The 12,440-nt window shown below is 54.5% G+C and carries 10 protein-coding genes; 2 read left to right on the top strand and 8 right to left on the bottom strand.

The window, feature by feature from the left end:
- Positions 1-363 (bottom strand): nuclear transport factor 2 family protein, encoded by a 363-nt coding sequence (locus QUD59_RS00370; protein ID WP_286238821.1) that lies wholly within the window; start codon positions 361-363, stop codon positions 1-3.
- A complete protein-coding gene (locus QUD59_RS00365) occupies positions 360-980 on the bottom strand; it encodes a glutathione S-transferase family protein (RefSeq protein ID WP_286238820.1) in 621 nt (206 codons plus the stop codon). Before QUD59_RS00365 ends, QUD59_RS00370 begins: the two co-directional genes overlap by 4 nt.
- Before the next feature lie 149 nt (positions 981-1,129).
- Here QUD59_RS00365 and QUD59_RS00360 point away from each other — a divergent pair, with 149 nt between their 5' ends.
- Both QUD59_RS00360 and QUD59_RS00355 read left to right on the top strand, forming a co-directional pair.
- Entirely contained in the window at positions 1,130-2,017 is an 888-nt protein-coding gene (locus QUD59_RS00360; protein ID WP_286238819.1) for a LysR family transcriptional regulator, read from the top strand.
- 82 nt (positions 2,018-2,099) lie between these two features.
- On the top strand, positions 2,100-3,440 hold the full coding sequence (locus QUD59_RS00355) for a DUF6498-containing protein (protein ID WP_286238818.1): 1,341 nt from the start codon (positions 2,100-2,102) through the stop codon (positions 3,438-3,440).
- A 16-nt stretch (positions 3,441-3,456) separates the two neighbouring features.
- Here the strand turns inward: QUD59_RS00355 and QUD59_RS00350 are convergent, their stop codons facing one another.
- From QUD59_RS00350 to QUD59_RS00325, 6 genes are all read right to left on the bottom strand, one after another.
- Positions 3,457-5,427, bottom strand: coding sequence for a putative bifunctional diguanylate cyclase/phosphodiesterase (locus tag QUD59_RS00350; RefSeq protein WP_286238817.1), 1,971 nt, complete (start codon positions 5,425-5,427; stop codon positions 3,457-3,459).
- Positions 5,428-6,249, bottom strand: a complete 822-nt coding sequence (locus QUD59_RS00345) for a substrate-binding periplasmic protein (protein ID WP_286238816.1) — start codon at positions 6,247-6,249, stop codon at positions 5,428-5,430. It lies immediately after the preceding gene.
- Positions 6,250-6,404: 155 nt separating this feature from the next.
- Positions 6,405-7,553, bottom strand: a complete 1,149-nt coding sequence (locus tag QUD59_RS00340; protein WP_286238815.1) for an ABC transporter permease — start codon at positions 7,551-7,553, stop codon at positions 6,405-6,407.
- Positions 7,550-8,548 carry an ABC transporter permease gene (locus QUD59_RS00335; protein ID WP_286238814.1) on the bottom strand — a complete coding sequence of 333 codons (999 nt, stop codon included), beginning with the start codon at positions 8,546-8,548 and terminating at the stop codon, positions 7,550-7,552. Before QUD59_RS00335 ends, QUD59_RS00340 begins: the two co-directional genes overlap by 4 nt.
- A gap of 24 nt (positions 8,549-8,572) precedes the next feature.
- Positions 8,573-10,483 carry an ABC transporter substrate-binding protein gene (locus QUD59_RS00330; protein ID WP_286238813.1) on the bottom strand — a complete coding sequence of 637 codons (1,911 nt, stop codon included), beginning with the start codon at positions 10,481-10,483 and terminating at the stop codon, positions 8,573-8,575.
- Positions 10,480-12,375 (bottom strand): ABC transporter ATP-binding protein, encoded by a 1,896-nt coding sequence (locus tag QUD59_RS00325; RefSeq protein WP_286238812.1) that lies wholly within the window; start codon positions 12,373-12,375, stop codon positions 10,480-10,482. Before QUD59_RS00325 ends, QUD59_RS00330 begins: the two co-directional genes overlap by 4 nt.
- Positions 12,376-12,440 lie beyond the last annotated feature (65 nt).

Below are 12,440 nucleotides of genomic sequence, written 5' to 3'. Positions count from 1 at the left end.
TTAAGCGTCAGCGTACATTTTGTTGACGATCATCCAGCGGCCCTGCTCTTTAAGGAGGCCGAGGAAATCGATGTACTGTCTGCCCGGAAGTGGGCAGTAAACTTTCACCATCGCTTGCTCATTGAGCAGGTCGACAGACAAAATGCGGTAGTCGAAGGGCATATTCAGTTCAGCCGGTATCTCCCGGTTACTCACTTTTTCCAGCCATGCTTTTTTAGTGCGTCGCAGGCCCGGGGCTTTAAGCACCGCATCGGGGTGGAAAACCGCATCCAGCTTTGTAACCTCTGCGTAATGCAGCCCGGAAAAGTAGTCCTGAACAAGTGAGATGACAGTATCCAGATCATTTAGATTCCGGGGATTCATATTGCTTTCTCCCCGGTTACGAGCGCTGCTTCAGCTTTGAGCGACTCAACAAACGATGGCAGTGACAGAACGCGGTTGATCATCGAACGGCAATTTTCCGGGATATCAATTTCAACCGGGAAGCTGTCGCCCCAGCGTGAGTAAACCGTTAAAAGAATATCGGCGGCCGAGGGGTGCAGGCCTCCCAGATAGGGCTGATCTGCCAGTTTTTGTGCTACTACCTGCCAGAGCTGATTGATCAGGGCGGCGGATTCGGCAAAAAGGATCTGGCGTTGCTCGCTATCGACGCTGTTGGCCGCGGCAAAGAACAACCTGCCGTAAGCCGGATGCATAGTAGCGTTGGCGAACATAATATTCTCAATGGCGTCCTGTTGCGCCTGAGGGGAAGAGGGGAACAGCCGGTTCGGATGCCTGTTGAGGAGAAAGAGCAGAATCGCAGCCCCTTCGGTGTGCTTATCCGTCCCGTCCATCAGTACAGGAACGACCCCCGCGGGATTAATTGAGTGAAAGTCTGCGATGTTCTGCCGGTTAATTAATTTGACCTCCTGATTCAGTTCTCGGAGCACTACCTGAGTGGCGAGTGAGCAGGCATCGGGTAAAAAATATAGTGAATACATAGAGTTTCTCCCTGGATGAAAGCCATAGTTAGCAGCTCTGAGGCGCTTGTCTGAGCGGTCTCAGATGACAAGGGAGAGAGTAGAATGTATTGTTTGTTTTATATATGTGAATAATGTAAAAGCGATGTTTCCAAATAAGAAACGGGATAATGAATAAACTCAGAGCAATGCAGTTGTTTGTTCGTCTGATGGAGGCGGGCAGCTTTACCAGAGTGGCTGAGCAGAACCAGCTATCAAAATCGATGGTCAGTAAAGAGATCAGCCGATTGGAAGATGAACTGGGTACCCGGTTGCTGCACAGAACAACTCGAAATCTGCAGTTAACTCATGCCGGAGAGGGGTATCTGACAAGAGCCCGGGAAGTGCTGGAAAAACTGGAACAAGCAGAACGCTTTGTCGAGGAACTTCAGGCAGAGCCTCGCGGTAAACTGAAAGTGAATGCCCCCATGGCGCTGGGGCTGACGGATCTCTCCAGCCTGTTTACTGACTTTATGCGTGCCTTCCCTGATGTCGATCTGGATATCCATCTGGGAGATGAAGATGTGGATCTTGTCGCAGAAGGCTTTGATCTGGGGTTTCGGGCCTCAAGCCAGCCATTTGATTCCAGCTATGTAGGGCGGCCTCTGACCCGCTTCAACTATCATATCTGTGTCAGTCCGGCCTATCTTGAAAAGAATCCGGCGATTAAAGTCCCTGAAGACCTGCATGCGCATAACTGTTTTGAGTACAGTTATTTCCGAGGTAAAAATCTTTGGCCATTGGAAGGGGGGATCAGAATTGATGGTTCCCTCAGGGTTAACAGTGTGCTGTTTATGCTACAGGTGATAAAAGGTGGTCTGGGGGTGGGTTACCTGCCTGAATTTGTCTGCCGTGATCAGTTAGCAGCCGGTGAACTGGTGGAGGTGCTGGCGGACTTCGAACGGCCGCAACTCACGCTCTATGCGCTGTACCCGGCCCGGCGCTTTGTTCCTCCGGCGGTGATTCAGTGCATAGAGTTTCTGGAAAGGTGGTTTACCCTCAAGAACAAACCGGGCTAGCAGCTAAGGTTCCCGGGCCGTTGCTTGTGATGACCGTATCAGGGTTGATGTTTGCACGCATTTTGAATGGATTGATATTTTTGTGAAGAAAAAGTTAAAGCGCCCGGCACCCGATTTTCGGATCGGTTTTGATAAACCGGTGGCGGCAAAAGGCTGTATCCGCGAGGTTTTGCCCTTTCGCCGTTCCTGGCTGGTTATAGGCATTATCGCCGTAGTCGATCTGGTCTTTCTGGTGCCGGCCTTTGGGGCTTATCAGCAGGCCAGTGCCAGTTGGGCGCGTCTGGATTCACTGATGGATCTGACTTCAGTGATTTTTACCAGCGCCTGGTTGCTGGGCTGGTCGGTGGCGCCGTTGATTCTTACTCTGCTGCTGGTGATTATGTTGACTGGCCGTGAGGTACTCCGGGCCGGGCCGGGCTGGCTGGAAATTGGAATCGGTCTTCCCGGACTGGCGCTGTTTATTCCTTATGATCCGAAGCGACTGCGTAATTTACGCAGGGTGAGCCCTGAGAAAAACTCAGGCACCGCATGGCGTGGCACGCATCTGGCGTTTGATGACGGGGGGTATCAGATCGATTTTGGTTCAGCGATCGATGAGTCGCGTCTGACACAGATCCGCTCCCGGCTGGAGCAGGCCACAGGGGTGATTTTACGTGAGGGTGATGCGACCGAAGCGGAGCTGAATGATCAGGCGCTCGCCGCAGAACGGGCGGCTGAAAAACGCATGGCCCGAAAACGCTCTGCGCCGGCGCCGGCTTTGGCTGAGGCTGAAGCAGAAGAGGCCGCGCCACTGAGCCAGTTCTACCTGTCGACGCTGCTTTTGGTGGGGGCCAATCTGATTCCGGTACTGGGCTGGTGGCTGTGGGGCTGGCGATTGTCTGATGTGATGGTGCTGTACTGGGCAGAGAGTGCCGTGATCGGTTTCTTTAATCTGTGCAAGATGGCGATCATTAATCGCTGGCTGGTGCTGATCAGTGGCCCCTTCTTTGTCGGGCATTTCGGTGCCTTTATGGCGGTCCACTTTATGTTTATCTACGGCCTGTTTGTGGAAGGGTTCAACGGTGGCGGTCCCGGAGACAGTCTGGCGGAGGTGGCTGCGTTATTTGTGCCACTCTGGCCTGCCTTGCTGGCACTGTTTTTAAGCCACGGGCTCTCGTTTTTCACTAATTTTATCGGCCGCAGAGAGTACCTTGGCAGGAGCATCAAACAGCAGATGACTGAGCCTTACAGCCGGATTATTTTTATGCATATGGTGCTGATTTTCGGGGGCGGGCTGGCGATGGTGTTAGGCGATGCAGGTCCCGTAATTCTGCTGGTGATTGTGCTTAAGATTATTGTCGATATCCGGGCGCATCTGAAGCAGCGACAGAACCAGATGGCAGTTGCAGAAGCCTCCGGCAACCGCCGTCCATCGGCAAGTTAACACGCGGGCTAACAGGTTATTCAGATGCGGTGTTATTGGCAAACTGCTGTTTCGGATTGAGCTCCCTGAATGGCAGTGGCCGGCTCATCAGGTAGCCCTGACCAAAGTTACAGTTCATTCCGCTGAGGCTGTGGTATTGCTGATCCAGCTCGATACCCTCGGCAATCACCTCGATATCCAGATCGTGAGCCAGACGGATAATGTTCTTAACCAGCGCCAGATTGCGTTCGTTTGAGAGCATAGACTGAACGAACGAGCGGTCGATCTTCAGGGTGTCAAAGGAGAAGTCTTTAATGTAGTTGAGGGCGGAAAACCCGGTGCCGAAGTCGTCAATCGAAACCTTGATGCCCATCCGCTGCAACCGCTGGATGCGCTGTTCTACCTGCACGGCATCTTCGGCCAGTACTCGCTCGGTCAGCTCTATCTCGATCTGATCCGGGCTCAGGCCACTATTACGAATGGCGCTTTGCAGGGTCGCGACAAAGTCATCTGAGATAAAGTGCTGATAGCAGACGTTGATGGCGAGTCGGATCTCGCAATCATTCAGCGTACAAAGCCGGGCCATATCGGCGCAAGCGGTCTCGATCACCCACTCCTCGATGGGGATAATCATCGCTTCGTCTTCCGCAATCTCGATAAAACGGTCAGGCGGGACAAACCCCAGTTCCGGGCTGTGCCAGCGGATCAGCGCTTCATAGCCCTGAATGATGCCGCTTCTCAGATCAACAATGGGCTGGTAGTTGAGGCTGAATTCACGGCGCGGCAGGGCATTGATCAGGGAGTGGCGGATCTGGTCCCGCTCATTGATCTCCATATCCAGTGACTGCTCGTAGTAAACCGGGCGGGCAGCTTTCCGGGAGGCTTTACCCATGCGCTCGCTGGCCAGCAGCATTTGCTCGGATGTGGTGAAATCTTCAGGGTAATGAACCACGCCAATAGCCAGTTTCAGTGAGAAACTGACCCGGGAGCGGGGCAGCCTGAACTTGGTTTCAAGCTCCTCTTTGACCAGGCAGACCACCTGCTCAATCTCCTGTTGTTGCACAGGGCGTTTGTTGATCACGATAAAACGGTCGCTACCGTAGCGGGAGATATAAAAATTATCGGCCAGACACGAAGACAGTCGCCGCTTTGATTCGATCAGGAACTGATCACCCACGGTACTGCCATATAGCCCGTTGATCGACTTGAAGTTGATAAAGTCGAGATAGATCACATAAACCGATTCTTCTGCCACGGCAGAGGCGATGCGCTGTTGCAGAAATTGCTGGCAGTTTTTGCGGTTGGGCAGACGGGTCAGGCCATCATAATTGGATTCGGCTTCCAGTTGTGCCTGATATTCAAGTGCGCGGGTCTGCTCACCTTTAATACGTTCGATTAACTGATTGATCTTTTCTTTGATCAGTTCAATCTCGTAGGTCTGCGAGGCGCCTTCCTGCAACCCGCTTTCCAGGCGATCAGGTGAGATGTTCTCGATGCCGCTGGTAATCTGTTTCAGATCACGAAGCACGCTCCAGCGCACCGCGGTAAAGATCGCCAGGGTCTGCAGCGCGAAGAAGATCAGCAGGAAGTAGACCGCAGAGAGAATCTCCTGTTTGATCAGCTCTTCGCGTATGCTGCGATCCAGATACAGATGGATGGTGGCGATGCGACGTTTTTCCCGCTGCAGGGGAAAAGCAATGGCGCGGCTCACGGAGGGCATAGCGCCGGCGCTGAGCTCGAAGTAGGGGATCGCCTCCACTTCAATACGTTTAATGTACTTGGAGGTGGTGACGCCATTGATGATCCGTTGAACCTGCGCGTCGTTAAAGTTCCAGACCGCTTCCTCAAGCGATGGCAGATGAGATGCCTGAAACTGGGCAATACTTTGTTCGAATTCGGTATTCACCTGCGCGATCGTGCGCTGCAGGCTGATTGAGGTATAGACCGTGGTAGTCAGTATGGCGACAAACAGTGAAGAGATGATCAGTTTAAAGCTGATAGAACGCATCTATTGTGACAACCATTTGGCAAAAATAGCACGGTACTCCTCTGTGCCTTTAAATACCTTCAACTCCCTGTCAAAAGCCCTGTAAATAGATTGTATATCAGGATTGGCAGAATTCTTCACGAATGCAACCGGATAACGCTTTGAATATAAAGATACCTTGCCGGCTTCAACCTGATCATTCAGTTGTAGCAGATTCGTGGTGTAACGGCCATAGGTGAAACTGGCAATGGTCAGGTCAACCCGACCGTGGGCAACTTTAAGCAGGTTCTGTTTCAGGCTGGAAACCGGTACCAGATCCGCATGAGGTCGGGCAATCGCCAGATCGCCGGGAAATTCCTGGCTGCCATCGGCAAAAGGATAGGCTCGCCAGAAGCGGGGATGGTACGAGTTACCGGTGATAGTGCCAATTTTAAGCCCCTGCTCACGCGCAAATTCGAGATTCATCCGGGCCGGATCAAAGCGCCCCTTCTGAAAGAAAAAGACAAAATCATCCTGCCACATATCCTCTTGCGGATACCACACGTAGGGCTCCCGGGTGGTTTTGCGACTGGTGGTCAGGACGACATCCGCCATGCCTTCCTGAACATGATACCAGGCGCGTTTCCAGGGCATAATACGGTATTCCACGTCATAACCGAGCCGTTGGAAAATGGCGTTGCAGATATCGATATCGATCCCCACGACCTGACCGTCCTGCACAAACTCAAACGGGGGGAACTCCTCACCGATGATCAGCAGCTTATCACGGGCAGCCTGAACGGGCACCGGGGTCAAAAAGCAGCAGCAAAGCAGGAGGAAAAGTACTGAATAGCGTATTCGCATCGAAACCTGGAGTCTGTCTGGCAGACCTTAACAACGTATGGGGGAGCCCGTTGGGCGGGTTCCATTAAAAGTGAATACTATGACATTAATGTTACAGTGTTGCAGCAGCGCTTCCTGATATAAACATCATTTGGGCCTTCTTCGGCGCTGCTGGTTTAGTGGTGATAAGGGTCAGCGGCATCGCGAAGCCCGTCACCCATAAAATTAAACGCCAGTATCACCAGAATAACCGGCACGACCGGCAGCATCAGCCAGGGATAAATCGCCACGTTATTGATATTTTGCGCCTCATTGAGCAGCACTCCCCAACTGGTAATGGGGGGACGCAGACCGAGCCCGAGAAAAGAGAGCGCGGTTTCACCGAGAATCATTGCCGGAACAGAGAGCGATGCAGAAGCGATCAGGTGACTGAACAGGCTGGGAAACATATGCCGGGAGATTACCCGCGAGGGTTTCGCGCCCATCAGCAGGGCTGCAGTGGTGTAATCCTCCTCACGCAGGGCAAGGATCTTGGCGCGCACGGTGCGCGCCAGTCCGGTCCAGTCGAGCATGGCAAGGATCAGTGTGATACCAAAGAAGATCCACAGGGGGCTCCAGTTCAGGGGGAGCAGGGCGGAGAGCGCCATCCACAATGGCAGCTCCGGGAAGGAGCGGATGATCTCGGTAACCCGTTGTACCGAGCTGTCGATCAGGCCGCCATAAAAACCTGCCAGCCCGCCAAAGGTCAGCCCCAGAATAAAGCTCAGCATAATGCCCAGCAGGCCGATGGTCAGCGAAATGCGGGCACCGTAGATGATCCTTGAAAGCATATCGTGGCCGAGCCGGTCGGTACCGAGCAGGTATACAGAGCCCGGCTGTTCAACACAGAACAGATGACGGTCAGATTCGATCAGCCCCCAGAGCTGGTAGCTGTCACCACGGCAGAAAAACTGTAGCGGATAACGCACACTGCGATCCTCGCTGTATTCGCGGATCAGTTTGTCCATGTTCAACTGGTAATTCCAGCCGTAAACAAACGGCCCCTGAAACTCACCCTGATCAAACCAGTGTACCGCCTGCGGCGGCGAGTAGATGGTATGGGTATGCCGGTTATGCAGGCCATAGGGGGCGAAGAACTCAGCAAACAGCGCCACGCTGTAGATCAGTACAAGAAACAGGGCCGAGAGCATAGCGATACGATGGCGTTTGAACTTCCACCAGATCAGTTGCCACTGGGAGGCCATGTAAAACTTTTCCTGCTCTGCGGAGAGCTGGGCCGTGGTGTGAGGATCGAAGGGTTTATCGCTGACCCAGTGCTCGTTCATCGTTGAGCGCCTCCCTGTAAGCGGATACGCGGATCCAGCAGTGCCAGTGCAATATCTGATACCAGCACGCCTATGACCGTCAGAATGGCGAGAAACATCAGGAATGAGCCGGCCAGATACATATCCTGACTCTGCAGCGCTGCCAGCAGGATCGGCCCGGTAGTCGGCAGTGAAAGCACCACCGCAACCACTTCAGCGCCGGAGATAATACTGGGTAACAGACTGCCGATATCGGCGATAAAGAAATTCAGCGAGATCCGAAGCGGGTATTTGACCAGTAAGCGGGTTTCACCCAGCCCTTTGGCACGCCCGGTAACAACATAAGGTTTACGCAACTCATCCATCAGATTGGCGCGCAGCCGGCGGATCATCCCGGCGGTGCCTGAGGTGCCGATCACCAGCACCGGTATCCACAAGTGCTCCAGTACCGATACCAGTTTTGCCCAGCTCCAGGGCTGGTCGAGAAACTCCGGGTCCATCAGGCCACCGATCGAGGTGCCGAAGTAACGGTTTGCCAGGTAGAGCAGAACCAGTGCCAGCAGGAAGTTCGGTGTCGCCAGACCGAGAAAACCCAGCAGGGTGAGGCTGTAGTCGCTCCAACTGTAGGGGTGAGTAGCGGAATAGATACCAATCGGAAAGGCGATCAGCCAGGTGACGAGAATGGTAAAGAAGGAAACCAGAATCGTCAGCCACATTTTGTCACCGATCACTTCGGCGACCGGCAGGTTGTATTCGAAGGAGTAGCCCAGATCGCCCTGCAAAAAGCCTCCGGCCCAGGTGATATATTGCTCCCATAAAGGTTTGTCGAGGCCATACTCTTCGCGCAGGAAGGCGATCTTCTGCGGATCGACGCTCTCGCCCTGACTTTCGAGCTCTGCAATGTAGCTTTCCAGATAATCACCGGGCGGTAACTGGATAATGATAAACACCAGTATGCTGATCACGATCAGGGTCGGAATCATCAGTGCAATGCGTTTGCCCAGATAGCTCAGCATCTTCGTACCTCAGCGTTATGCGGCTTAACGACTGGCATGATCTGCCTCCTGACTGAAGTAAAATGCCGGCATATTGTGCACCCCGAAGTAGGCACCGGGGTCCCAGTTATAAAAGGCTTTTTCCGGCACATTGCGCAGCGATTTATGTACCACGATGGGTTGCAGTACGCCGCTGACCAGCCCGATCGAGAACACCTGATCGGCATGGATCTGCAGCATGCGTTGCCAGATCTCAGTCTGATAGGCGAAGCTGTCGGTCCGGCCCCAGGCATTATTCAGGTTGACCAGCTCTTTCACCGCCATCAGAGTGGGGCTTTCGCCCTCACCGGTTTCATAATAGCGGCCCCATTGCGGCCACTGGTACTGATCCTGATGGGTTGGCGCAAGCTGTTCCGGGCTCATATTGGCAATCGGCAGCCCGTTGGGAAGCCCATACCAGGCAGACATGACGGCATCGCCAGAAAATACCCGGTTACGCAGCACTTCGCGCTGGGTCGGTTTGACATAAAGTTTGATGCCGGCCTGCCGCCAACTGTCCTCCACCAGTGAGAGTACATCGGTTTCTTCGGTGCTTTCGCCTGCGGTCTGAACCATCAGTTCCAGAGGCGAGCCGTCAGGCAAGAGGCGAATACCGCGATTGTCCCGTTTCGTCAGGCCCATCTCATCCAGTAACTGATTAGCGGCCTGCAGGTCAAAGTCGCTCCAGGCGGTGGCGAATGATTCTTTATACAGCGGGCACTCGGGTAAGACGGTATTGGCCATTTTGCGTGCCAGACCGAAATAGACCACCTGATTGATCTCATGCCGGTTGACCGCCAGTGAGAGTGCCCGCCTGAAGCGCACATCCTGCATCAGTTCGCGCCATCTGGGGTCTTTCGCATTCAGGTTAGGGTAGAGGGCAATCTGTGCACCGCGCCCGGTTTCCCAGAGGAAAACCCGGTAGTGACCGTTCTGCTCACCCTCTTTGAGGAAGGTGTAGTTATCCATCCGCAGGTAGCGTGCCTGAAGGTCGACTTCGCCAGACCCGGCTTTGGCCGGTATCAGCCCGGTGGAAGCAAGGTTGATCTCCACCTCATCGATATAGGGGAGTTGCTGGCCTTGCGGGTCGACCCGGTGAAAATAGGGGTTGCGCCTGAACAGGAAGCGTTCGGCGGGAGGTCGGGTGGTGTTCACCCAGGGTTGCAGGCTTGGCAGATCGGGATTGGTTAGTTTGTACTGCCGGCCCATCTCAACAAACAGCCCGCGCCAGTTGCGTTTATGGGCCTGTTCGATCAGGCGATCGAGCTCTGCCTTGTCCTGAAAATCGGCGTGGAACTGTTTCATATAGTGCGCCGGCATATAGATGAACAGAGGCCGTGGCCCGGCCAGCGCGGGCAGGAAATAGGGGTTCGGATGGGGCCAGCTAAAGCGTACCCTATAGCGGTCAAGCACCTCAAAGCGGGGGGCTTCGCCCTGCGCGAGCATCGCTTTAGGCGGGCCGAACGGAGATAAGGTTGCGTTGCTGGCGATATCTTCCCAGTAAAAACGAAAATCTTCGGCGGTAAAGGGGTGGCCGTCGGACCAGCGCATTCCCGGTCTTAACTGCAGGGTAAAGACCCGGTTATCTTCAACCTCAATTCCCTGCAGTATATCTGCCCGCAGTTGCAGATGGGCATCGTAGCCGACCAGCCGGGCATAGCCGAAGACTACCATCTGACGTATATCTTTGGCTTTTGACATCAGCATCCGCAGGCGCCCGCCGTACTGGCCTGTCTCGCGGTCTGCAAACGAAGGCATTGCCGGTACCTCCGGCAGCCTCTGCTGCATCGGTGGCAGTTGCCGTGCATCAACCTGCGGCTGCAGGTAAGGGATCTCTGTAGCCACGCCAGCTACAGCCTCTGTCGTGAGCAGGATCAGACTTAATCCCAGACCCTGTAAAAGAGAAAACGCTTTCACCGGCTGGCCTCCCGTATCAGGTGACCGGGGCTGACTTCGCGCATCAGTCCGGGATCGTCGTTAATCAGTTGATAAGGGCCGGGCCATGCGGTCGGGTCCATATGCTTGCGGTCCAGTTGGCTGTAATCCAGCGGCCGCTCGAGTTCGGCATAGGGGATCGCAGCGAGCAGGGCATGGGTGTAAGGGTGCAGCGGCTGGCGGAACAGTGTGTGACGCGGCGCTACTTCGACCAACTGGCCCTGACACATCACCCCGATCCGGTCGGCAATATAATCAACCACCGCCAGATTGTGCGAGATAAACAGGTAGGTCAGCCCCAGATTCTGCTGCAGATCTTTCAGCAGATTCAGAATCTGTGCCTGAACGGAGACATCCAGCGCTGAAACCGGTTCATCCAGAATCAGCAGATCGGGTTCCAGTGCCAGCGCACGGGCAATACTGATTCGCTGGCGCTGGCCACCGGAGAAACTGTGCGGGTAACGGTTAAGAAAGCGGTTATCGAGCCCCACCAGATTCATCAGCTCTTTGGCGCGCTGACGCCGGAAGTCAGCGTTGCCGATCCCGTGGATCACAAAAGGCTCACAGAGAATATCCAGCACGGTCATGCGCGGGCTCAGGGAGCTGAAAGGGTCCTGAAATACAAACTGCATCTTCTGGCGGAACTGGCGTAAGGGCTGCTCCTCCATCTGTAGCAGGTCGATCTGCTGGCCGCGATCGTTGTACAGAATCTTGCCGCGACTAGGGGTAACCGCACGCATCAGCATTTTGCAGAGTGTGGTTTTACCGCAACCGCTTTCACCCACCAGACCAAAACTTTCGCCGGGCGGAATATCCAGACTGAAATCCCGCACCGCGTGAATAACTTTGCTCTTGCCCTGCCAGCTACCATGGCGGCTGTGATAGTCCTTACCCAGACCCTGAATACTCAGATGCGGAGCGGCCTGTTTTTCTGCCTCGCTCCAGCGATGCCGGTGGGCCTGAACGTAGTGGCTATCGAGAGTCACCGGGCGTAGTGATGTCAGGCGCGCGCCATCTGCCATATCAAAGCTGGGAATAGCGGCGAACAGCGCTTTCAGATAAGGATGCTGAGGGTCACGAAACAGGGTACGGATCGGCCCCCTTTCGACCACTTCGCCATGAAACATCACCACCACATCATCGGCCATATTGGCGACTACGCCCAGATCATGAGTGATCAGTAGCACAGACATGGAGAATTCCGCCTGCAGAGATTTAATCAACTGGAGAATCTGTGCCTGTACGGTCACATCCAGTGCGGTAGTCGGTTCATCCGCGATCAGCAGGGCAGGCTGACAGATCAGAGCCATGGCGATCATGGCTCGCTGGCGCAGGCCACCGGACAGTTCAAACGGATACTGATTGAGGGCTTTTTCGGGATCAGGAAACCCGGTTTTTTCCAGCATGCTGAGCACAGCCTGCCGGGTCTCGGCGGCGCTGACTTTTCGGTGCAGACGCAGGGCTTCGCCTATCTGATCGAGCAGCTTGTGAACCGGGGAGAGGGAAACCATCGGCTCCTGAAAAATAATGCTGATCTGGTCCCCGCGCAGATTGCGCATGGCGCTGCTGGCCGGTGCGAGTTGAGCGATATCCACTTGCCGGTGCTGATCATGGAACAGAATCTCTCCGTCACTGATCCGGGCGCTGGTTGGCAAAATACCAAGAATCGCCTGGGCGGTAACGGATTTACCGGATCCGGATTCGCCCACCAGAGCCACCGTTTTGCCGCGGGGTATTTTAAAGCTGACATCGCGCACCGCAGCCACTTCGGTACCATGAACGGCAAAACTGACGGCCAGATTTCTGACCTCCAGCACTGATTGTGCGGCAGTGTCTGAAGTTTCAGAACGTGTCAGTGCTTCGGTGGCGTACATAAGTCTGGTCCGGTTCTCTCACCCGTTGGACGGCTTTCGCCTGATTACTCACAGTATAGATAACC

Source organism: Neptuniibacter halophilus (assembly GCF_030295765.1).
Lineage (GTDB): Bacteria > Pseudomonadota > Gammaproteobacteria > Pseudomonadales > Balneatricaceae > Neptuniibacter > Neptuniibacter halophilus.
The sequence above is the reverse complement of the archived record's forward strand: the minus strand, read 5'-3'. Positions and strand labels throughout refer to the sequence as shown.

Bases quoted from the DNA above. Each gene is read 5' to 3' on its own strand.
- QUD59_RS00340 (WP_286238815.1), bottom strand. From the start codon at position 7,553: ATGAACGAGCACTGGGTCAGCGATAAACCCTTCGATCCTCACACCACG.
- QUD59_RS00345 (WP_286238816.1), bottom strand. From the start codon at position 6,249: ATGCGAATACGCTATTCAGTACTTTTCCTCCTGCTTTGCTGCTGCTTT.
- QUD59_RS00365 (WP_286238820.1), bottom strand. From the start codon at position 980: ATGTATTCACTATATTTTTTACCCGATGCCTGCTCACTCGCCACTCAG.
- QUD59_RS00325 (WP_286238812.1), bottom strand. From the start codon at position 12,375: ATGTACGCCACCGAAGCACTGACACGTTCTGAAACTTCAGACACTGCC.
- QUD59_RS00350 (WP_286238817.1), bottom strand. From the start codon at position 5,427: ATGCGTTCTATCAGCTTTAAACTGATCATCTCTTCACTGTTTGTCGCC.
- QUD59_RS00335 (WP_286238814.1), bottom strand. From the start codon at position 8,548: ATGCTGAGCTATCTGGGCAAACGCATTGCACTGATGATTCCGACCCTG.
- QUD59_RS00370 (WP_286238821.1), bottom strand. From the start codon at position 363: ATGAATCCCCGGAATCTAAATGATCTGGATACTGTCATCTCACTTGTT.
- QUD59_RS00360 (WP_286238819.1), top strand. From the start codon at position 1,130: ATGAATAAACTCAGAGCAATGCAGTTGTTTGTTCGTCTGATGGAGGCG.